Source organism: Hymenobacter lapidiphilus, from assembly GCF_003417065.2.
In the GTDB taxonomy this organism is placed as follows: Bacteria; Bacteroidota; Bacteroidia; order Cytophagales; family Hymenobacteraceae; genus Hymenobacter.
Map to the genome: position 1 here is coordinate 14,349 of NZ_QVLT01000031.1, position 21,653 is coordinate 36,001.

General features: G+C 60.3%; 20 protein-coding genes. 6 read left to right on the plus strand and 14 right to left on the minus strand.

The window, feature by feature from the left end; translation table 11 throughout:
- Nucleotides 1-86: 86 nt before the first annotated feature.
- Nucleotides 87-2,243: a hypothetical protein gene (locus D0N36_RS15365; protein ID WP_116942729.1), complete on the plus strand. Its 2,157-nt coding sequence runs from the start codon at nucleotides 87-89 to the stop codon at nucleotides 2,241-2,243.
- Nucleotides 2,244-2,452: 209 nt separating this feature from the next.
- Nucleotides 2,453-4,105 (plus strand): amidase, encoded by a 1,653-nt coding sequence (locus D0N36_RS15370; protein ID WP_116942730.1) that lies wholly within the window; start codon nucleotides 2,453-2,455, stop codon nucleotides 4,103-4,105.
- Between the two features lie 95 nt (nucleotides 4,106-4,200).
- Here the strand turns inward: D0N36_RS15370 and D0N36_RS15375 are convergent, their stop codons facing one another.
- Complete coding sequence (locus D0N36_RS15375; protein ID WP_116942731.1) at nucleotides 4,201-4,557, minus strand: hypothetical protein; 357 nt, start codon at nucleotides 4,555-4,557, stop codon at nucleotides 4,201-4,203.
- A 91-nt stretch (nucleotides 4,558-4,648) separates the two neighbouring features.
- Here D0N36_RS15375 and D0N36_RS15380 point away from each other — a divergent pair, with 91 nt between their 5' ends.
- Nucleotides 4,649-6,559 carry an ABC-F family ATP-binding cassette domain-containing protein gene (locus D0N36_RS15380; RefSeq protein WP_116942732.1) on the plus strand — a complete coding sequence of 637 codons (1,911 nt, stop codon included), beginning with the start codon at nucleotides 4,649-4,651 and terminating at the stop codon, nucleotides 6,557-6,559.
- A 343-nt stretch (nucleotides 6,560-6,902) separates the two neighbouring features.
- On the opposite strand, the gene D0N36_RS20005 is transcribed toward D0N36_RS15380, so the two are convergent.
- Nucleotides 6,903-7,037 carry a hypothetical protein gene (locus D0N36_RS20005; protein ID WP_262895330.1) on the minus strand — a complete coding sequence of 45 codons (135 nt, stop codon included), beginning with the start codon at nucleotides 7,035-7,037 and terminating at the stop codon, nucleotides 6,903-6,905.
- Between the two features lie 103 nt (nucleotides 7,038-7,140).
- Between D0N36_RS20005 and D0N36_RS15385 the strand changes: the two genes are divergently transcribed.
- The gene (locus D0N36_RS15385) at nucleotides 7,141-7,938 is read left to right on the plus strand and encodes a bacteriorhodopsin (RefSeq protein WP_116942733.1); all 798 of its coding nucleotides are present in this window, start codon (nucleotides 7,141-7,143) and stop codon (nucleotides 7,936-7,938) included.
- Between the two features lie 166 nt (nucleotides 7,939-8,104).
- The gene (locus tag D0N36_RS15390; protein ID WP_116942734.1) at nucleotides 8,105-9,094 is read left to right on the plus strand and encodes a Brp/Blh family beta-carotene 15,15'-dioxygenase; all 990 of its coding nucleotides are present in this window, start codon (nucleotides 8,105-8,107) and stop codon (nucleotides 9,092-9,094) included.
- Nucleotides 9,095-9,493: 399 nt separating this feature from the next.
- Here D0N36_RS15390 and D0N36_RS15395 read toward each other — a convergent pair whose 3' ends face one another.
- A complete protein-coding gene (locus D0N36_RS15395; RefSeq protein ID WP_116942735.1) occupies nucleotides 9,494-10,504 on the minus strand; it encodes an outer membrane protein assembly factor BamB family protein in 1,011 nt (336 codons plus the stop codon).
- Between the two features lie 564 nt (nucleotides 10,505-11,068).
- On the opposite strand from D0N36_RS15395, the gene katG reads away from it, so the two are divergent.
- Nucleotides 11,069-13,282: a catalase/peroxidase HPI gene (gene katG, locus D0N36_RS15400; RefSeq protein ID WP_116942756.1), complete on the plus strand. Its 2,214-nt coding sequence runs from the start codon at nucleotides 11,069-11,071 to the stop codon at nucleotides 13,280-13,282.
- 88 nt (nucleotides 13,283-13,370) lie between these two features.
- On the opposite strand, the gene D0N36_RS15405 is transcribed toward katG, so the two are convergent.
- From D0N36_RS15405 to D0N36_RS15455, 11 genes are all read right to left on the minus strand, one after another.
- On the minus strand, nucleotides 13,371-14,006 hold the full coding sequence (locus D0N36_RS15405) for a hypothetical protein (RefSeq protein WP_147320935.1): 636 nt from the start codon (nucleotides 14,004-14,006) through the stop codon (nucleotides 13,371-13,373).
- Between the two features lie 73 nt (nucleotides 14,007-14,079).
- The gene (locus D0N36_RS15410; RefSeq protein WP_116942737.1) at nucleotides 14,080-15,582 is read right to left on the minus strand and encodes an SDR family oxidoreductase; all 1,503 of its coding nucleotides are present in this window, start codon (nucleotides 15,580-15,582) and stop codon (nucleotides 14,080-14,082) included.
- Between the two features lie 136 nt (nucleotides 15,583-15,718).
- The gene (locus D0N36_RS15415; protein ID WP_116942738.1) at nucleotides 15,719-16,318 is read right to left on the minus strand and encodes a sce7726 family protein; all 600 of its coding nucleotides are present in this window, start codon (nucleotides 16,316-16,318) and stop codon (nucleotides 15,719-15,721) included.
- An 88-nt stretch (nucleotides 16,319-16,406) separates the two neighbouring features.
- Complete coding sequence (locus D0N36_RS15420) at nucleotides 16,407-16,637, minus strand: hypothetical protein (protein WP_116942739.1); 231 nt, start codon at nucleotides 16,635-16,637, stop codon at nucleotides 16,407-16,409.
- A 143-nt stretch (nucleotides 16,638-16,780) separates the two neighbouring features.
- Nucleotides 16,781-17,461: a type 1 glutamine amidotransferase domain-containing protein gene (locus tag D0N36_RS15425; RefSeq protein ID WP_116942740.1), complete on the minus strand. Its 681-nt coding sequence runs from the start codon at nucleotides 17,459-17,461 to the stop codon at nucleotides 16,781-16,783.
- Nucleotides 17,462-17,507: 46 nt separating this feature from the next.
- Nucleotides 17,508-17,825 (minus strand): putative quinol monooxygenase, encoded by a 318-nt coding sequence (locus D0N36_RS15430; protein ID WP_116942741.1) that lies wholly within the window; start codon nucleotides 17,823-17,825, stop codon nucleotides 17,508-17,510.
- Between the two features lie 23 nt (nucleotides 17,826-17,848).
- On the minus strand, nucleotides 17,849-19,006 hold the full coding sequence (locus D0N36_RS15435) for an iron-containing alcohol dehydrogenase (RefSeq protein ID WP_116942742.1): 1,158 nt from the start codon (nucleotides 19,004-19,006) through the stop codon (nucleotides 17,849-17,851).
- A gap of 100 nt (nucleotides 19,007-19,106) precedes the next feature.
- Entirely contained in the window at nucleotides 19,107-20,102 is a 996-nt protein-coding gene (locus D0N36_RS15440) for an NADP-dependent oxidoreductase (protein WP_116942743.1), read from the minus strand.
- Nucleotides 20,103-20,221: 119 nt separating this feature from the next.
- Nucleotides 20,222-20,662: an organic hydroperoxide resistance protein gene (locus D0N36_RS15445; RefSeq protein ID WP_116942744.1), complete on the minus strand. Its 441-nt coding sequence runs from the start codon at nucleotides 20,660-20,662 to the stop codon at nucleotides 20,222-20,224.
- Nucleotides 20,663-20,692: 30 nt separating this feature from the next.
- On the minus strand, nucleotides 20,693-21,154 hold the full coding sequence (locus tag D0N36_RS15450) for a MarR family winged helix-turn-helix transcriptional regulator (RefSeq protein ID WP_199798359.1): 462 nt from the start codon (nucleotides 21,152-21,154) through the stop codon (nucleotides 20,693-20,695).
- A 134-nt stretch (nucleotides 21,155-21,288) separates the two neighbouring features.
- Nucleotides 21,289-21,588 (minus strand): rhodanese-like domain-containing protein, encoded by a 300-nt coding sequence (locus tag D0N36_RS15455; RefSeq protein WP_116942746.1) that lies wholly within the window; start codon nucleotides 21,586-21,588, stop codon nucleotides 21,289-21,291.
- Between the last annotated feature and the right edge of the window lie 65 nt (nucleotides 21,589-21,653).

Consider the following 21,653-nt stretch of genomic DNA (forward strand, 5'->3'; position numbering starts at 1 on the left):
TGGGCAGACAACAAGCGCGGCGGCTCGGGGTTAAGGAAATTTCGGCCGGCATAACCTTTCCTGACTCGACTCTCGTACGTTGGGCCGTGCCTGCCATTTCTGCCCCTGTTTCCGTTGCCGCCAAGGCCCCCGCCCCGCGCCGCCCCTGGGGCCGATGGCTACTGGCTGGGCTGCTTGGGCTGGTGCTGGCCGCCTGGCTGGGCGGCACCTTTCTGCTCGACCCCTGGCTGCGCCGCACCCTCGAAGACAAGGTGAGTACTGCCAGCCACGGCCGCTATCGGCTGCGGGTAGGCCAGCTGCATACCAGCCTCTGGCGGCGCGGGGTTGAGCTGCGGGCGATGCACCTCACCACCAATCCCACTGCCGGTCCCGCCGACTCGCTGCCGGCCGCTGAGCTGGCGTTGGGTCGGCTACGGTTGCGTGGGCTGGGCCTGTGGGCGCTGCTGCGGGGCCAGGAGGTGCCAGTGGCTAGTGTGCGGCTCGATTCGCTGGCCGTGGTGCTGGGCCCGCTACCAGCCGGGGCCGGCCCGGGCGAACCACTCTATGCCCGGCTGCCCGGCGCGGGCCTGCGGCTGGGCTACCTCACGGTGCGCCACCTGCACGGCCGCTACGGCCCCGCTACCCGTCCCCAAATCCGCGTAGCCCATGCCGACCTGACGGCCCGCGACCTGCGCCTGAGTGCTGCCGGAGCGGCCGATTCGGTCCGGGTAGGGGGGGCGGCGGCCCTGGCGGGCCGGGCCCAGGGACTGGCTGTCCGGGTGCCCGGCCATGAGATGCGCCTGCGCCGCCTGCGCTTTTCTACTAAAGCCCGCCAGCTGGTGCTCAATTCGCTGGCGGTGAACCCGGAGCAACCTATTAGCCCGCAACGCAGCGCGGCCTTGCGCCTGCGCCTGGCGCTACCCCAGCTCACGCTCACCGGCCTCGATGCGGCGGCCCTAAGCCGTAGCCGCTTCCGGGCCGATTCGCTGGGGCTGCGCCGGCCGGGGCTGGCCTGCACGCTACCCACCACCCCTCCGCCGCCCTTGCACGAACTGCTGGCCCCTTACCTGCGCGAGTGTCGGCTGAATACGCTCTGGGTAAGCGGTGGCCAACTACGGGTAGCCGGACTGCCCCAGGCACCAACCGTAACTCAGGTACAGTTGGCTGGCCACGACCTGCGGGTGCTGCCCCGCACCCGCGTACCCCGCATCTACTATGCCACCCACTGGCAGTTGCGCACCGGCCCGGCCACGCTTAGCCTCGACGCCCCCTACTACCACCTGAGTTGGGACCAGCTGCAAGCTGACACGCGCCGGCAGCAGCTTACGCTGCGCCGGGTGCTGGTGCTGCCCACCCTGTCGGTGGTGGAGTTGGCCCGGCGCAAAGGGCATCAGGCGGCTCACCTCACAGTGAAAGTGCCCGAGCTGCGTCTGGCGGGGCTCGATTTCGGTGCGGCGGCCAACCGGCACGAGGTCCGGGCAGCTAGCCTGACCGTTAGCCAGCCCCAGGTGAGCAGCCAGAGCGACGGCCGCTTCGCCCATAATCCCAACATATCGTTCGTTACGCCCGAGGCCTTCCGGGAAGTACCGTTCCGGTTTGCCGTGGGGCGGCTGCGGGTGGTGGGGGCCACCATTACGAGCCAGTACCGCGCCCCCCGCGAGGCTCGCCCGGGCATTATTCAGATCAAGGACTTCGCGGGAGCCTTGCGCAACGTCAGCAACGACCCGGCCCGGATGAGTGCCCGCCGCCCGCTTACGGGCACGGCTACCGCCCTTTTGCAGGGGCAGTGCCGCATGCGGGTGCAGCTGCGGGCCAATATGCTCGACCCAGCCGGCCGCCACACCGTCAGCGGCACGTTCGGGCCGGCTCCGCTGGATCTGCTCAATTCCATGACCATCCCCACCCGCGGCATCCGTTTCCGGCGCGGCCAGATTCAACACATCAGCTTCCAAATGCAGCTCGACCAGCAGGCCGCCCGCGGTACCATGCAGGCCCGCTACGCCGACCTTAACCTTCAGCGCCTCAACCGCCAAAACAAGCCCGGCCTGCTGCACCGCCTGGAAACCACGGTCATCAATGAGGTTTTTATTCGCGACGATAACCCCCGCAAACCGGGTCAGCCGCTGCAACCCGGCAACATGCATTCGGGGCGGGAGCGGCACTACTCGGTGTTTACGCTCTGGCGCCAGGGCCTCATAAGCGGGCTGCTCAACAGCGCCGGCGTGCCCGCGCCCCTGGCCAAAAAGCTGAGCGAGGCAGAGTGAGCTTTCAGCTTACTTTCTCAAGGTATTGCCCGCTCACCTCATTAGCACCTCTGAAATGCGGGTGCCGGTATCTGGTTTGACCTTGCCTGGGCCTTTCTGAGCAGGAGGCGCCGCAAGATGAATGGTGTAGTACAGGGGGCTTTTTCTGCTATAAAGCCCCGGTTAATCCGGCTGCCCGCCTTATCTTGACGACATAAAGCTGCTCCCCTATGAACCGTCGAATCTTCCTGCGCCAAGGCTCCCTCACCGGCCTGAGCCTGTCCGTTCTTTCGCTCGCCGCCTGCTCGGCGCCCACCGCCGATGCTCCGTCTGCCCCGGGTACCGCCGCCACTCCCGAAACCACCTCCACTGCCCCCGAAGCCGCTGATTTTGAACTGCTCGAACTCACGCTGGCCGAGCTGCAGGACAAAATGACCCGGGGCGAGATGACCTCGCGCGGCATCACCGAGCTGTACCTCAACCGCATCCAGGCCCTTAACCGGCAAGGTCCTAAACTGAACGCGGTGCTGCTCACTAATCCTGAGGCCCTCGATCTGGCCGCTGCCCTCGATCAGGAGCGGAAGGAGGGTAAAATCCGCGGGCCGCTGCACGGCATCCCTATCCTGCTCAAAGACAACATCGACACCGCCGACCAGCAGCCCACCACCGCCGGCTCGCTGGCCCTGGCCGGCCACAAGGCCCAACAGGATGCCTTTATTGTGCAGAAGCTGCGCGCCGCCGGGGCCGTGGTGCTGGGCAAAACCAACCTCAGCGAGTGGGCCAACTTCCGCTCGACGCGCAGCACCAGCGGCTGGAGCAGCGTGGGCGGCCAGACCAAAAATCCCTACATTCTCGACCGCACGCCCAGCGGCTCGTCGGCCGGCTCGGGGGCAGCCGCTTCAGCCAACTTCTGCGCCGCCGCTATCGGCACCGAAACCGATGGTTCTATTGTGTCGCCGGCCTCGTGCAGTGGGCTGGTGGGCGTGAAACCCACAGTGGGCCTCTGGAGCCGGGCCGGCATCATCCCCATCTCGGCCAGCCAGGACACGGCCGGCCCCATGACCCGCACCGTGCACGACGCGGCCCTGCTGCTCGGCCCGCTGGCCGGCCCCGACCCCCGCGACCCGGCCACCAAAGCCGGCACCGGCAAAGCCTCGACCGACTACACCACCTTTCTCAAACCCGATGCGCTAAAGGGCCAGCGCCTGGGCGTGGAAAAAGGCCACCTGACGGGCTCCTCCGATGCCGTGCCGCTATTGCTGGCCGCCCTGGAAGTGCTGAAAGCGCAGGGCGCTACCATTGTGGAGGTGGAAGTCGAGAAGCTTACCGACCCGCTCGGGCAGGCCGAGTACGACGTGCTACTCTACGAGTTCAAGGACGGCGTAAATCAGTACCTGGCCACCGCCGGCGCGCCGGTGAAAACCCTGGCCGACGTCATCAAATTCAACACCGAAAATAAGGGTAAAGCCATGCCTTTCTTCCAGCAGGAAATCCTGGAAGCCTCCGAAAAGCTCGGCGACCTGAAAACGCCCGCCTACCAGGCGGCCCTGAAAAAGTCGCAGGGCGGGGCCCGCGCCGCTCTTGATGGCGCACTGCAGAAGAACCGCTTGGCGGCCATCGTAGCCATTACCAACGCCCCCGCCCGCTGCATCGACCTGATAAATGGTGACTCGGGTGGCGGGCCGGGCTTCTCGTCGCCGGCTGCCATGGCGGGCTACCCGCACATTACGGTGCCCATGGGCCAGGCGCATGGCCTGCCGGCGGGTTTGTCTTTCGTGGGTGCGGCCTGGCAGGAAGGCCCGTTGCTGGGCTTGGCCTACGCCTATGAGCAGGCCTCGAAAAAGCGGGCTGCGCCAGAGTTTAAAGGGCCGTTTGTGGGGTAGGGGGAAACTTTGAAGATGCCCGGAGTGAAAAAAGCGTGAGAGAACTGGGGCCTTATGCTGCAAGGAGCAAGCTGAATCCCTCGCGTGAATAACTTTTAAGGCAGGTGAATCTCAATCTGTTGCGAAAGAGCATCAACAAGTGCTGATGCATCATCTGTCTTCTTGGTAAGATAAGCCGCCAGCTCTTCACCCCGCAGATAGGCAGCCAGCGAAGCAGGACCTAGTTTCACTACCAATCTGTATAGCCGTTGCGAAGACTTGCCGCCTTTGGCGAATCCCTCATCAATCCAAGCCCGCAAGATTAATTCCTTGGTTTGCCTTACGTGTTGTGGTAGATAGTCCGATTCCCATTCCGGCCCTAAAATTCCGTCGCACCATAAGGGCAAGGCAACATCTGCCAGTCTTTCGGTAAGGTTTTGCTCTAGCGTTATGAGAAATAAAGAACTTATCACGGCTGTAAAGAAAGGAAGACAATAATTGACTAAGGTACCACGCGTCCAAACCCGTACCTTTGCGGCTTAATAGCCCCCGCACAGATAGTAGATGATTTCCATTTCCGACCTCGATTTCCATTTCGGCTCCCGCGCCCTTTACGACAAGGCTAGCCTGCATATCAAGCCCAAGGACAAAATTGGCCTGATTGGGCTCAACGGCAAGGGTAAATCCACGCTGTTGCGCATTCTGGTGGGCGAGTACAAGCCCGATGGCGGCTCCATCTCGATGAGCAAGGACGTCAGCTTGGGCTTTTTGAACCAGGATTTGCTCAGCTACGACTCGCACGAGTCCATTCTGATGGTGGCCATGCAGGCCTTCGGCGAGGCGCTGAATGTTCAGAAGAAGATTGATGAAATCCTGCTGGAGTTCGAAAACAACTATTCCGACGAGCTGGTGGAGAAGCTGGCTGACGCGCAGGAGCGGTTCGAGCTGCTGGGCGGCTACACTATGCAGGCCCGCACCGAGGAGATTCTGGAAGGCCTGGGCTTTACTACCGAGGAGCTGCAGCGCCCGCTGAAGCTGTTTTCGGGCGGCTGGCGGATGCGCGTGATGCTGGCCAAAATCCTGCTGCAGCAACCTTCGCTGCTGCTGCTCGACGAACCCACCAACCACCTCGACCTCCCAAGTATCAAGTGGATTGAGAACTACCTGGCCGGCTACGAAGGCGCGGTGATTATCGTGAGCCACGACCGCGAATTCCTCGACCGCACCACCAACACTACCGTGGAGGTGGCGGGCGGCAAGCTGGTGCCCTATGCCGGTAACTACAGTTACTACCTCGAAGAAAAGGAGGAACGCAACGCCATCCAGAAGGGTGCTTTCGAGAACCAGCAGGCCCAGATAAAGCAGGCCGAGCGGTTTATTGAGCGTTTCAAGGCCAAGGCCAGCAAGGCCAAGCAGGCCCAGAGCCGCGTGAAAGCCCTCGACAAGCTGGAGCGCGTGGAGGACGTGGCCTCGGCTGATGCCCGGGTGAACATGAAGTTCAACTTCACGGTGCATCCCGGCCGCCACATTCTGCGCATGGAGCATGTGGGCAAGAAGTACGGCGAGAAAATCATCTTCCGCGACACCACCGTGCACATCGAGCGGGGCGACAAAATCGCGCTTATCGGGGCCAACGGCAAGGGGAAATCGACGCTGATGCGGTTGGTGGCGGGCCAGGAGGCGCCCACCAACGGCAACCACCAGCTGGGCCACAACGTCATCATGTCGTTCTACGCCCAGCACCAGCTCGAAAGCCTGCGCATCGAAAACGAGATTCTGCAGGAGATGATTGAGGCCGGCTCGAAGCGCAACGAAATGGAGCTGCGCTCGGTGCTGGGCTCGTTTTTGTTCTCGGGCGAAGAAGTCTACAAGAAAATCAAGGTGCTGAGCGGCGGCGAGAAAAGCCGGGTGGCGCTGGCCAAAACCCTGATTTCGGAGGCCAACTTCCTGCTGCTCGACGAACCGACCAACCACCTCGACATGCAGTCGGTCAACATCCTGATTCAGGCGCTGGAGCAGTATCAGGGTACCTACATCGTCATCAGCCACGACCGGTTCTTTGTGGAGAACGTGGCCAATAAAATCTGGTTTATCGAGGACTATCAGCTCAAGGAGTACCCCGGCACCTACGCCGAGTACGAGCAGTGGCAGGAAGACCGCGAGAAGGACGCCAAGAAGGCCGGCCTGCCCTCACCTTCGGCTAACAAGCCCCTGCCCAAAGAGGAAAAGCCAGTCGACCACATGCCCGCCAAAACTCCTTCGCCCGACCAGAAGAAAGCCCTGAAAGAGCTGGCCGAAGTAGAAAAGAAAATCGACGAGCGCGAAAAGGAAATGGCCGTTTACGAGGCCCAGCTCGCTGACCCTAAGATTTACGATAACGTTTCCCAACTCAAGGATGCCACGCTCAAATTCGAGCAGGTGAAGAAGGAGCTGGCCCAGCTCAACGACCGGTGGGAAATGCTGGCGGAGATGTAAGCTTTCCAGCCTCATGCCAAAAGCCCCATTCGAAGCAACGTGCTTCGGATGGGGCTTTTTCGTTGGGTTGTGTTCCGTTATCCAGCCGCTCCTTTGGTCTGGCTGGTTACGTTGCTGCCACCTGGAGCGAATCCTCGGGTGCTGTGCGGGTTGTAGAGACGCGGCCTTTCGCGTCGCATCGTTGCACGGTTGCTATTCAACGATGCGACGCGAAGGGCCGCGTCTCTACAACTCGTACGCCGACTCGGAAACCGTGCTATTTGGTGGTAGTCTGCACGCTGAAAGTGTCCGCTGTCAGGCCACCGCCACATTGTTTATGGTTTTCGCTACTGCCTCATCAGGGTCATTCTTTGATAGGCATTACCACCGGCTCACGCTCAATAAACAGGGTTTGTGGTTCAGTAATGGTCTTTTCGTGCCCTTTTTTGCCCAGACTAAAACCTGCGCGGATAGCCAAGCTTTTCAGGATGAGGATCAAATAATAGATATATCTATAAAAAGCTTTATCAAATATTGAAAAATGTTGTTTAACTATGGAACCACAAACGTCAAACAAATCTCACTCCTAACCCCCAACACCCATGGCAGCTCCTCTATTCCTAGCCGAAATGCTCGACATCCGGGTTGACGACCCCATTGCTTTCACCTTCTTTACTGGTTACATGGCCATGCTGGCGGCCTCCGTTTTCTTCTTTGCCGAGCGGAGCGCGGTGGAAGGCAAATGGAAACTTTCCCTGCTGGTGTCAGGCCTGATTACGGGCATCGCCGCCGTGCACTACTACTACATGCGCGACTACTACCTGGCCACGCAGCAAACCCCCACGGCCCTGCGCTACATCGACTGGACGCTGACCGTACCGCTGATGTGCGTCGAGTTCTACCTGCTCACCAAAGCGGCCGGTGCTAAAATCGGCCTGTTGTGGCGGCTGATTGCCGCCTCGGTGCTGATGCTGGTGGCCGGCTACATCGGCGAGGCTTTCACCGACGGTTCGACCTTCCACTCGGTATTGTGGGGAAGCATTTCCACGGTCGGCTACGTGTACATTCTTTACACGGCCTGGTATGGCGAAGTCGCTCAACTGGCAAAATCTACGGGCGACGAAATTGTTATCAAGGGCATTCGGGCCCTGGGCTGGTTCGTGCTGGTAGGCTGGGCCATTTACCCCATCGGCTACATGTGCATGAAGGGCGGCTGGCTGAACACGGGCCTGGGCTGGGAGGCGTCGAGCGTCGACCTGTTCTATAACATTGCCGATGTTATCAATAAAATCGGTTTTGGCCTGGTAATCTACGGTATTGCCGTGTCGGGTAAGAGCGCTGCTGCCGTGAACGAAACCATGCCTACTGCTCCCACCAAAGGCACCACGTTGCCCGCCTGATTTTGGCGCGGGGTTGATTGCAGGCCCATTTCGTAGGGTCTGGATGTCCCGACTGGTTCACCCATTCCCGCCCTCCACCAGCATGATGCAGGGGGGCGGGAATGTCTTTTTTAGACCCGGCCCGTAGCATTCCAGCCACGTACCTGGAAATACTTTCCTTACCAACATGACTCCATCAACCTCTGCTACGGCCACGTCGGGCCCCGACCGGCGCTACTCCTACGCGGTGGTGCTGGGGGCGGTAGCCGTGGGCTTACTGGCTCCCGGAGCCGCCGCCTGGCTGCTGGCTCCGGTGCTACTGGGCGGTATGGTGGTGCTGGGTGTGGCCCACGGCGCCTGCGACCAGTTTGTAGTGCCGGCCACGCACCCGGCGCTGGTACGAAGCCGGGGCCGGTACTGGGCGGGGTTTCTGGTGGCCTATCTGGGTTTGGCGGCGGCTGTGGGCCTGTTGTGGTGGTGGCAACCGGCGGCGGCGGTTGCCCTGTTTTTTGGGCTTACGGCCTGGCACTGGGGCTCGGGCGATGCCCCGGCCCAGGCCCGCCACCGTAGCCAGTGGCTGGCCCATAGCCTGCTGCGCGGCACGTTGCTATTTGCAGTGCCCCTATGGCATTGGCCTACTGAAACCATGGATATCGTGCGGGGGCTGCTGGCGCTGGTTGGCGCCGCCAACCTGCCCGCCACGCCCGGCCTCTTGGGCGTTGGCTTGCTGCCCGTGGTGCTAGTAGGGCTGGTGCTGCTGTGGCTGAGCTATTACGGGCAGCAGCAGGGGCAGTTGGCCCGCACCGACATGCTGGAAACCGGGCTGCTGGTGGTGTTGCTAATGGTGTTGCCGCCGGTGCTGGCCGCGGGCGTGTACTTCGTTTTCTGGCATAGCCTCCAGCATGTGCTGCGCATGAACCAGCTGATGGACCGCAGCCCAACCGCCCCCCGGCTCAGCCTGTGGGCCGAACTTCGCTTCTTTTTGCGCCGCTCGGCTCCGTTGCTGCTCATCAGCCTGGGCGGGCTGGCATTGGTGTTTGGCCTGGCCTGGACGCGGACGGCCAGCGGCCCGGTACTCGTGAGCTTGGCGTTGCTGGCCGCTTCCGTCGTCACGCTGCCGCACGCCCTGCTCGTCACGCTGGGCATGGATGCGGCGCAGTGGCGGCCCCGGTATTAGCCCGCGGCCGGGCGCATAGAGCAGGTGAGCACGCTTTGGCAACAGCACAGCCTTTGGATGTAGCGTTTGCGAAACTGCCCTAACGACCGGTGGCAAATGCTGGCCGAAGTATAGCTGCCAACCGCCTCTTAAAATCGAAAGCCTCTCCTAAAGCGTGGTGCTTCGGGAGAGGCTTTTCTATGATGGAGCTTTACGCGCTAACGTTCGAGTATTGCTGCAGTTGGGGAATTGACCAACTGTCCGCCCGGAACTGAAGCTAAATTTATAAACAAAAGTTGAAGTTTAGAACTAATGCCCAACAGAATTCCGTCCGCCGAAACCAAAGCTTGGATATGCACTGCTGCTGATTGTTCTTCCGTCAAGCCCCAATTGCAGCAATACTTTTGTTGGCAGTAGTTGTTATTTCTCTTCGCATTCGTAAACAATACCACCACCACAAGAAAAATAAATTCTACTATTCGCAAGAGTCACGCCTGATATGTTACCTTCTCCTTTTATTTTCTTTTCAAAGATTGGTATTCCTGATTTTTTGTCAACTGCATAAAGTTTACAATCGTCATTTAAAAGGAAAATATTTTTTCCGCTTATTGCTGGGATTGTTTGGATTTTACCACTAGTTTGTAATTTCCAATTTAATTTAAATTCTAAGGTTGAAAGGGTGTAAGAATAGAAATAACCCTTTTCATCACCAAAGTAGATATTTTCTTGGTCATTAATTATTTCTCTTATTGAACTTTGTTCACCTGTTTCTATTTTGTTTATAATTTGTCCTAATTCTAAGTCGTAAATATTTATCAAGCCGTGTCCAGAAGCAATTACAAACTGTCCAAATATTTTGGGATTGAATAAAAAAGTGCTTGGTTCATTTTGTGTCCAAAGAGTTAGCCCATTTTCTAAATTCACACAAAATATATCATTACCAATACAATTATAAATAAAGTCATTGTGAATTATTGGAATATAAGAATGTCCTTTGTTTGATTGTTTCCATAAGACATTCCCGTCAGCCGTGTCAATGCACCACGTTGATGTTGCTCTTGCCTGAATACCCGAAAAAACAATTTTACGTTTATACTCATTTGAAATGGGACCAATGTTACTTTCTTCTGTTTTAAATTTCCATACTTCTTGCCCGTTGTCAAGATTGAAACTTACAACGGAACCATTCATAAAACTCGCAATCAAAGTATTGTTATCACTTACTAAAATATTATTAATTACGTGACTAAGTTGATATTCCCAAAGCAACTCAAATTTGTCTAAGCTTAAACATTGTATCCTACTTTCTGTAAATCCTTTTTTGTCATAGACAAAAATTACATAAAGCCTATCATTCCATAATAGTGGTTGTCTAGGCTTGTTGTTTCGCTCACCTTTTAGTTTATATTCTTTTATTGTCTTGATGTCCATAGTGAAGTGTCTGTCTTACAATTACTGCCAACATCCGGGTTGCCGAAACTCGACACCTCTGTAAGTTTCGCAACCCGCGCTATGTACGCAGGTGACCTTCGGCAAGCATGCCTAAACTGGTACGCTTGCCGAAACTCTGGCTTTAAACATCCCAACTTATCAGACGAAGAATACTGTGGGGTGAGTTGGGTGAGTACTCTGGAGTAACACCAGTACTACCACACCCCAGCCGAGTCCTCAAGTATACAGCGTTTCCACCGGAAACTACGCGCTTCCGCTGGCACTCCGAAGTTCGCGGGCCCAGTTGGGTGCGGTAAGAAAGGGAGAGTCGAATTAGGCCCGAATCTTATCCAGATAAGAATCATTCTTATCTGGGAAGTGTTGCTTACCTTTGGCCCCGGCAACAAGCTCCGGCATCGGCCGCAGCTTCCCAAGGCGCTACGGCGACTGGCTGATACCGGCCACAACGCTGAACTGACCACCGGCTTCCCACTTATCAACCTCATCACTATGGCTCACGAGCAAGAGGGGCGCGCCCCCGAAAATAACACCACCGAGTACTTCATGAACGATACGTCCGTGGCCAAGTGCCCGTTCTCGGGCGGCTCGACCACGCAGGCGGCCGGCGGCGGCACCCGCAACCGCGACTGGTGGCCCAATCAGCTTCGGCTGAACGTGTTGCGCCAGCACTCGGGCCTGTCCAACCCGATGGGGCCAGACTTCAACTACGCCGAGGAGTTTAAGAAGCTCGATTTGGCGGCCGTGAAGCAGGATTTGTTCGAGCTGATGACCACCTCCCAGGACTGGTGGCCCGCCGACTATGGCCACTACGGCCCGTTCTTTATCCGCATGGCCTGGCACAGCGCCGGCACCTACCGCATTGCCGACGGCCGCGGTGGCGCCGGCTCGGGTATGCAGCGCTTCGCCCCGCTCAACAGCTGGCCCGACAACGCCAACCTCGACAAGGCCCGTCTGCTGCTCTGGCCCATCAAGCAGAAGTACGGCAACCAGCTTTCCTGGGCCGACCTCATGATTCTGGCCGGCAACTGCGCCCTCGAATCGATGGGCCTGCCAACCTTTGGCTTCGGCGGGGGCCGGGCCGATGTGTGGGAGCCGCTGGACGAAATTTACTGGGGCTCGGAGCGCGAGTGGCTGGGCGGCGACAAGCGCTACAGCGGCGACCGGCAGCTGGAAAACCCGCTGGCCGCCGTGCAGATGGGCCTTATTTACGTGAACCCCGAAGGCCCCAACGGCAACCCCGACCCGCTGGGCTCGGCCCGCGACATCCGCGAAACCTTCGGCCGCATGGCCATGAACGACGAAGAAACCGTGGCCCTGATTGCCGGCGGCCACACGTTCGGTAAAACCCACGGTGCTGCCGACCCTGCCAAGTACATTGAGCACGAGCCCGCCGCGGCCGGCATTGCCGAGCAGGGCAAGGGCTGGCTCAACTCGTTTGGCAAAGGCCACTCCGAGGACACTATCACCAGCGGCCTCGAAGGGGCCTGGACCACCACGCCCGCCAAGTGGAGCAACGACTACTTCAAGCACCTGTTCGAGTTTGAGTGGGAGCTGACCAAGAGCCCCGCCGGAGCGCAACAGTGGCAGCCCAAAAACAACGGCGGCGCCGGCACCGTGCCCGATGCGCACGACCCCAGCAAGTCGCACGCGCCGTTCATGACCACCGCCGATATTGCCCTGCGCGAAGACCCGATTTACGAGAAGATTTCGCGCCACTTCCACGAGAACCCCGAGGAGTTTGCCGACGCTTTCAGCCGCGCCTGGTTCAAGCTCACCCACCGCGACATGGGCCCCATTGAGCGGTATTTGGGCTCCGAAGTACCCACCGAGGAGCTGCTGTGGCAGGACCCGGTGCCCGCTCTCGACCACGAACTGATTGACGAAGCCGACGTAGCCAAGCTCAAGGGCATGCTGCTGGCCTCGGCGGTGTCGGTGTCGCAGCTGGTGCGCACGGCCTGGGCCTCGGCCTCCACGTTCCGCGGCTCCGACAAGCGCGGCGGAGCCAACGGCGCCCGCCTGCGGCTGGCCCCGCAGAAGTACTGGGAAGTAAACAACGCCGCCGAGCTGAGCACGGTGCTCGACACCTTCGAGGCAATCCAGAAGGAGTTCAATGAGGCCCAAACCGGTGGCAAGCGCGTGTCGCTGGCCGACCTCATCGTGTTAGGCGGCGCAGCCGGTATCGAGGAAGCGGCCCGCCAGGCCAGCCACCAGGGCGTGCAAGTGCCTTTCCGGCCCGGCCGCACCGACGCCACCCCGGCGCAGACCGACGTGCATTCGTTCGCGGCGCTGGAGCCCCAGGCCGATGGCTTCCGTAACTATGTAAAGCCTAACCATGAGGCAGCGCCCGAAGCCATGCTCATCGACCGGGCCCAGCTGCTGACGCTGACTGCCCCCGAAATGACGGTGCTCATCGGTGGCCTACGGGTGCTCGATACCAACTTCGACTCCTCCCGTAACGGCGTGTTCACCGACCGCCCCGGCCAGCTCACCAACGACTACTTCGTGAACCTGCTCGACATGGGCACCACTTGGAAAGCCACGTCCAAGGAAGACCAGCTCTTCGAAGGCCGCGACCGGAAAACCGGAGTAGTGAAGTGGACCGGCACCCGCGTCGACCTTATTTTTGGCTCGAACTCGGAGCTGCGCGCCGTGGCCGAAGTGTATGGCACCCACCAGGCCGAGCCGAAGTTCGTGCGCGACTTCGTAGCCGTCTGGAACAAGGTGATGGAAGCCGATCGGTTCGACTTGCACTGCTAGAACGGTTGTTTGCAGAGTATAAAAAGGGTGGCCCGGCAACGGGCCACCCTTTTATACTTTGGCTGTAGCGCGAAGGCTATCGGCCGGATTAGCGCAGCCGATAACCCAGCCGCAAGTGGGCACTAAGCAGTTCGCCAGGTAGCAACTGGTAAGTGCGGCTTTCGACGCCGGCTTGCACATAGAGACGGTCGATGGTAGCATCCAGCCCCAAGCCCCAATACAAGGTCGGTTTGAACAGGCGGACGGTTTCGTACTGTGGAGCAGTCAGGACAGTTACCGTACCGTCGCGGTTGAGGTACTGACCTGGATATCTCTCTATGGTTGTAACACTACCGGCTGTCAGGCCGGGGCCCACGGCGAAGCACAGGGCCGGCCGCTCGGGGTGGCGAGAGGTACGCACGGCCAAAGCAATGTCGAGCAGACCCACCGCATACTTTTCACCGGGTTTTTTGTCAGGTTCCAGCGCCTGGCTATCGGCCCGGAAAAAACCCGCCTGAGGCTGCAGGCTCAGCACCGAATGGGGCGATAAGGGCCGGTTGAAACCCACTGCGGCGAGTGTGCCAGGCCAGCCATGATTGGTGTAGAAGCCCCGCCCCAGCGTGGCAAACACCGTTGTGACTGGGGGGGCTGCTGCTGCTGGCTCGCTCGTTTGAGCTAATGCCGCAACCGGCACCAGCAGGCTGAGCGAGAGTAACAGCAACGAATGGGTAATAGGTTGTTTCATAGCCAGTGGCAGGAGTTACAGTTGGAAAGCTACCGTAATTCCTGGCACTGTGCAACTATCTGGCTAGCTACCACTAGGCTCCCGATTCGGGCAGTGCCGCCGGCTGGGGCCAGGGCACGTGCTCGCCGTAATGCGCAATGTTCTCAATCATGCCCTTGAAAATGATCGAGTGGAAGGGCACCATGGCGTACCAGTAGAGCCGGCCGGCCAGGCCGTGGGGGCGGAAGGCGGCTAGCTGTTCGAGCATGTGCGCGCCTTCGTTGTCGGGGTCGGGCAGGATGCGAAACTGCAGCCAGGCTTCGCCGGGGAGCTTCATTTCGGCGTAGAGCAGCAGGCGGCCGTTGGTGCGGTCGGCCACCAGTACGCGCCAGAAGTCGAGCGGGTCGCCGGCGCGCAGGTCGGTGGGGGAGCGGCGGCCCCGGCGCAGGCCCACGCCGCCGGCCAGCTTGTCGAGCAGGCCCCGGGTACGCCAGAGCCAATCCACCTTGTACCAGCCCCGCTCGCCGCCGATGCTCCACACGTTCTGGACCACCTGCTGGGGCGGGCGCGTGAAGCGCACCGTCTGCCGGTCGCGGAACAAGCCGAACTGGGGCATCTGGATGTGGTCCATGAACTGCTTCTCCATCACGCCGCTGCTCAGCGCGTCGCTCCAGCTGCTCACTACCTCGTTCTGCTCGATGCGCTGAAAGGCCAGCCGCACGGCCGTATCGTAGCTCATGCACTCGTGGGGCACTACCTCGTCGATGCTGCGGGCCGGGTCGGCCACGGTGTCGTTGCGCAGGCTTTCCACGAGGCTCTGGGCCAGCGAAAACGTGGTGCTCGTTACCAGATACAGCCACCACGACGAAAGCCGGGGCGTGAGCACGGGCACCGTGACGATGTAGCGTTTCAGGCCCCGCGCCTGGGCCAGCCCGAGTAGCATCTGGCGGTACGTAAGCACGTCGGGCCCGCCAATATCGAACGAGCGGCCGAAGCAGGCGGGGTTGTCGAGCACCTGCATCAGGTAGAACATCACGTCGCGGATGCCGATGGGCTGGCAGCGCGAGTTGAGCCAGCGCGGCGTCACCATCACGGGCAGCTTCTCCACCAGGTCGCGGATTATCTCGAAGGAAGCCGAGCCCGAGCCGATGATAATACTGGCCCGCATCACCGTCAGTTGCACCTTTTCGACTTTGCTGAGCACCTTTTCCACCGCTTTGCGCGAGCGGAGGTGCACGCTCAGGGCCCGGTCGTTGGCGATGCCCGACAGGTAGATGACCTGTCGGCAGCTGGTGCGGTGGAGGTAACGCCCGAAGCGCCGGGCCGACTGCTGTTCGAGCCGGAAAAAGTCCTTGTCGTGCCCGCTCATCGAGTGCACCAGGTAGTAGGCCACGTCGATGTCGAGCGGCATATTGGCCAGCGAATCGGGCCGCAGCAGGTCGCCCTCGGCCACCGTGATGCTGGCGCGCAGACGCTCCGGAAACTCGAAGCGGCGGGCGTCGCGCACCAGGCAGGTAACGTGGTGGCCCGCTTCCACGAGCAGCGGCAACAGGCGCTGGCCGATGTAGCCGGTGGCCCCGGTGAGTAGGATGTGCATGGGTTTGGAGCTGTTAGCCTTTAGCTGATAGCTGTTAGCTTTCGGGCTGACAGCCGCACCATCTGCCGGCTGGCAGACGCTTCCTTCCATTCAACTCCCAACCAAGGCTACAGGTTATCTTCGAAGAAGCCAGAACTCAATGCTTCGGGCGGCGTTTGCGCCTGCTGGCAACCCGGTCGCGCTCGGCTTTGCGTTCGGCGCGCAGCAGCAGGCGCTCTTCGTAGCGGCTCAGCAGCTGACGGCGCACAAAGTGGGCGAGGTCGGCCAACGAAACCAGGCGGGTGGTGCGCAGGAAGCTGAGAATGTCGCGGCGGCGTAAGGTGCTGACGCCCGGCAGGCCCTGAGCCAGCAGAAACTGCTTGATTTCGGACACCCGCAGCAGCCCGGCCACGGCAGGCCGCTCAACGGTGGCGTTGTACTCTGCCCGCCGGTACACCTGCAAACCGACCGGCGAAGCGACCAGTACGCCTACCCATTCGGGCAGCAGCGGCAGCAGCTTGGTCAGGTGCTTTTCGGTAACGACAAACGTGACGAAATCGTAGGCCCGGCCGTAGCAGGGCAGCTGCCGGGGCACGCGCTGCAGCGTATCGGCGTCGCCCTTCAGCTCGTAGCCGTGCATAAATTGCTCGGTGATGTGCACGACGTCGGCGCGGGTGGTGCCGGTGGGCAGCTCGTCAATAAAAACGCCGCCCAGCAGCAGCGGGTACAGTAAGGGGCGGATATCCGCGTCGTTCATTCTACTAGCCGCAAGGAATAAGCCGCAAGCTACAAGCTGACGTTCAACATCAGCTTGTAGCTTGCGGCTTATTCCTTGCGACTCAAAACTAAATCACGCGTACCCGGTCGCGGTGGGTATCGTCGCACAGAATTTCGAGGCCTTTGTAGGCCAAGGGGCGGCCGGTGTTGTGGGTCAGGCCGTCGTTTTCGTAGAGGTGGGCCACGTCGAGCACCAGCTGGGTATATTTTCGCTCGCCCAGCTCAATAGCGACGGGGCGGCCGTGGCTGGAATCGAAGGTGGCCAGGGCCTGGTCAATTTCTTCCAGAATCTTACTCATAGCTCAGAAGGACGGGTACGCGGAGGAAATATAGAAAGATGCGCGCAGTTATGCCGCGGCAGTAGCACGAAGCCGCCACCAAAAACGGCCCCAGCTACTCCGGTAGGAGTACTGGGGCGTTAAACGGTTGCAAGCAAAGCCGCTTACTTGCGTAGTATCTTCAGCAGGGCTTCGGCGGCCGGCTCCGAGGAGGCGGGGTTCTGGCCCGTGATGAGGTTACCGGCCTGGGTTACGTACGGCGCCCAGTCGGCACCTTTCGAATAGTTGCCGCCGTTTTCCTTCAGCATATCTTCCACGAGGAAAGGCACCACGTTGGTCAGCTGAACGGCTTCCTCTTCGGAGTTCGTGAAGCCGGCCACCGATTTGCCTTTTACCAGCGGCTCGCCATTGGCGGCTTTGGTATGGCGCAGCACGCCGGGCGCGTGGCACACGGCCGCTACGGGCTTGCCGGCGGCGTACATGGTCTCAATCAGCTCGATGGACTTCTTGTCCTCGGCCAAATCCCAGAGCGGGCCGTGGCCGCCGGGGTAGAATACGGCGTCGTAATCAGTGCCCGAAACTGAGTCGAGCTTCACGGTCGAAGCCAGCACTTTCTGGGCTTCGTCGTCGGCTTTGAAGCGCTTGGTGGCGTCGGTCTGGGCGTCGGCGGCGTCGCTTTTGGGGTCGAGGGGCGGCTGGCCGCCTTTGGGCGAGGCCACAGTCAGCGTCGCGCCGGCATCTTTGAACACGTAGTAAGGGGCAGCGAATTCTTCGAGCCAGAAACCGGTTTTTTCGCCGGTATTGCCAAGTTGGTCGTGCGAAGTGAGCACCATTAGAATTTTCATGGGAATCGTATTTTAGGGTAAGGAAAAAAGAACGGTAAGCGAAATGCTACAGCGTAGCGGCTAGGCCGTAGCGCGAAACCTTCCGCTCGGTTAGCACAGGCACAATCTGGGCCACTACTAGCTGCTGGAAGTGGTCGGAGTCGATGTGGGCCTGCAGGGCTGCGGCGTTGGCGTACTGCTCATACATGAACAGGTGGGTGGCATCGGCGGGGTCGACGTGCACGGTATACACGAGGTTGCCCGGCTCCAGGCGGCGCACGGCGGCGGCGGCCTGCTGCATCAGGCGTAGCACCTCGGCCTCGTGGCCGGGCTGTACGCGCCACTCAGCGGCCACGCAAATGATGGTTGAGGAGGAAGTAGCCATGATAAATAGGAGGGGATTGAGGCCTAAAGGGCCATCGTGAGAATCTTTTCGACGTCGGAAATCTGCAGGTCCTGCCGCTCGCCCAGGTCTTTCACGCCGCGCTCCGTGAAGCGCTGCACAATCTGCCGGATGGTGTCGGGGCCCACGTCGTAGTCGGCGAGGTGGGTTTTGATGTCCAGGCGCTCGAAGAAGTCCACGGTGGCCTGCACGGTGGCTTCGGCGCGCTCCTCGTCGGTACCGGCCGTGATATTCCAGACGCGCTGGCCGTACTGCACCAGCTTATCGAGCTTGCCAGCCTGGCGGTAGCGCAGCATGGAGGGCAGCACGATGGCCAGGGTGCGGGCGTGGTCGATGCCGTGGAGGGCGGTTAGCTCGTGGGCCACGTAGTGCGTGCTCCAGTCGGTGACCACGCCGGCCGCCAGCGTACCGTTGAGGGCGTTGGTGGCGCTCCACATGAAGTTGGCCATGGCATCGTAATCGGTAGGGTTTTCGAGCACCTTGGGGCCTTCCTCAATCAGGGTCAGCAGCACGGCCTCGGCCAGCCGGTCCTGGAGCGGGGTGTTGATGGGGTAGGTCAGGTACTGCTCCAGCACGTGGGTGAAGGCGTCGGCAATACCGTTGGCAATCTGGCGCGGGGGCAGTGTGAAGCACGTTTCGGGGTCGAGCACCGAGAATTTGGGGAACGTGAGCGGCGAGCTGAACGCCAGCTTCTCCTGGGTCGAAACGCGGGTAATGACCGCACCCGAGTTCATTTCGGAACCCGTAGCGGGCAGCGTGAGCACGGCCCCGAACGGCACGGCGCTGGCCACCCTGGCTTTCTTGGTCAGAATGTCCCAGGGCTCGTTCCCTTCAAACGGAATAGCGGCGGCAATAAACTTGGTGCCGTCGAGCACCGAGCCACCGCCCACGGCCAGCAGAAAATCAACCTGCTCGGCCCGGCCCAACTCCACGGCCCGCAGTAGCGTTTCGTAATGCGGGTTGGCCTCGATACCACCGAATTCGACGGTATCAAAATCGGCCAGCGCGGCCTTCACCTGGTCGTACACGCCGTTCTGCCGGATGCTGCCGCCGCCGTAGGTAATGAGCACTTTCGCGCCGGCCGGAATCTGGGTCGTGAGGGCCGCAATCTGACCTTTGCCGAACAAAATGCGGACGGGATTATAAAACTGGAAATTCTTCATGGGTTGGGGAAAATGATGCGCCGTTGCGCGGGCCGGCGGCGTATGCCCGTGGCAGCTCCGCAGAGCCGCGAAAAGTTGGAAAGCAGTAAGCGAGGGGCCGTTAGGCCACCTTCACCACGGCTTTGCCGGTGTTGTCGCCCTGAAAAAGGCCCAGGAACGCGGCCGGAATCTGGTCGAAGCCGTCGGTTACGGTTTCTTCGAACTGCAGCTTGCCCTGGCCGTACCACTCGCCGAGCTGCTTTACGCCCTCGGGCCAGCGGCTCAGGTAGTCGCTCACGATGAAGCCCTGGAGCTTGGTGCTGGTTTTGAGTAGCTTGCTTTCGGGGCGCGGACCCATGGGTACTTCGGTGGCGTTGTACATCGAAATCTGGCCGCAGATGGCAATGCGGGCGTGCTTGTTGAGCAGGTCATACACCGCGTCGGTGATGGGGCCGCCCACGTTGTCAAAGTAGCAATCCACACCGTTGGGCGCGGCGGCGGCCAAGGCCGCGGGCACGTCGGCGGTTTTGTAGTTGATGGCCTCATCGAAGCCGAGCTCCTTCAGATACGCCACTTTCTCATCGGTGCCGGCCGTGCCAATCACGCGCGCCCCCTTGATTTTGGCCAGCTGGCCCACCACCATGCCTACTGCGCCGGCGGCACCCGAAACCACCACGGTTTCGCCTTCCTTGGGTTCACAGATGTCGAGCAGCCCGAAGTAGGCGGTGAGGCCCGTCATGCCCAGCAGGCCCAGGTAGTAGCTGATGGGGGCCTGGTCGGCGGGTACTTGTTGCAGGCTTTTGGCCGGGGCCACGCTGTGCTCCTGCCAGGGCAGGCTGCCCACCACAATGCTGCCCACCAGCAGCTGGTCGGCCTGGCTTTCCACCACCTCGGCCACCACGCCGCCCACAATCGGCTCGCCCACCTCAAACGGCGCCACGTACGATTTGGCGCTGCTCATCCGGCCCCGCATGTAGGGGTCGACGCTCACGTAACGGGTTTTGAGCAGCACCTCGCCACTTTTGAGGGCGGGTAGCTCGCGGGTTTCAAACGTGAACTGGGCTTCGGTGGGCTCGCCTTGGGGGCGGCTGGCGAGTAAGATGGTGTTGGTTTTCATAAGTGATGAGAAGGAACAGAAAGGGGGAAGAAGTAGCGAGGTGATAAAAGCAAAAGGCTGAACCGGCCCTGGGCACGAAGCCCGACAGACGCGGTTCAACCCTGCTGAAAAAGCGAATGTTAGGCCGCCTGCGTGGTCGTGGTCAGGTTGACTTCGATGTTGCCGCGGGTGGCGCGGGAGTAGGGGCAGATGCCGTGGGCGGCTTCTACGAGCTGTTCGGCCTGGGCCTGGGAGAAGCCGGGCAGGTTCACGTGCAGGTCGGCCGAAATGCCGTAACCGCCGTCTTCGGCCTGGCCAAAGCCAATGAGGGCTTCCACGGTCACATCCTGAAGCTTCACGTCGGCCTGGCGGGCAGCTACGCCCAACGCACCCTCGAAGCAGGCCGCGTAGCCCGCTGCGAACAGCTGCTCAGGGTTGGTGGCGCCGGCTTTGCCGGGGCCGCCCATTTCTTTGGGCGTGCTAAGCGTGAGGGTCAGGGCGTCGTTGCTGGTGCTAATGGCACCGTCGCGGCCGCCTTTGGCTTTAGCCTGGGCCGTAAATACTTTGTTGGTGAGTTTCATACAGAACAATGAAAAGAAGAAGAAAAAGGGCTATTGCAGCCGGGTAAGCAGGTTATTGAGCTGACTGCGCAGGGCCAGAAATTCTTCCGCCGGCATCCCCAGGCGGGTCAGCATCTGCTCCGGAATCCGGCAGGCCGGCTCGTGCAGGGCCTTACCCGTGGGCAGCAGTTCGATGATAACGGAACGCTCGTCGTGGGAGGCGCGGCGACGACTAAGCCACTGCCGCTGCTCCATACGCTTGAGCAGCGGGGTAAGGGTGCCCGAATCGAGCATCAGGTGTTCGCCTATTTCTTTTACTGTTAGCTCTTTGTGTTCCCAGAGCAGCAGCAGCACCAGATACTGCGGGTAGGTGAGGCCCAACTCCTGCAGCAACGGCTGGTAGGCCTTCGTCAGCATGCGGGAGGCAGCGTATAGCGGAAAGCACAGCTGATTTTCGAGCAACAGCATCGGAGTGGTTGTATTGGGCAAAAGTGGAGCTGCTGAGTCAGTCATGATCAGGTAAACGGGAAATTGGTTGTGTATGTTTTAATAGTGTACAATCTATCTGTAAAAAGAGTTGGCCAGAAACCACTCCCGGTTTCTGGCCAACTGAACAATACAGCAGGTAATCGGAGTTTCTGGTAGCCTCAGGCCTTTTCGTAGGCCTGAAAACCTCCAATCAGGTTGCGCACATGGGTAAACCCCTGTTGTTGCAGAAAGGCCTTGGCCGCCGCCGAACGGCTGCCACCCTTGCAATGCACCACTACTTCCTGGTCATGCAGATCTTCCAGTTCCTGTAGTCTGCCGGGTAAGTCGCCCAGCGGGATATTGCGGCTGCCAGGAATGTGGCTTTCCTCGTTCTCCCAGGTTTCACGCACATCGATGACAACGGGGGGGGTATTCTGGGTCAGGCGTTCTTTCAGTTCAACGGCTGTAATATCGGTCATAGCAGAGTAGGCAGATCAGTGAAAAGCCCCGGTTGGAAAGGAGGGCGGTGAGAGTTCAGGCGCAA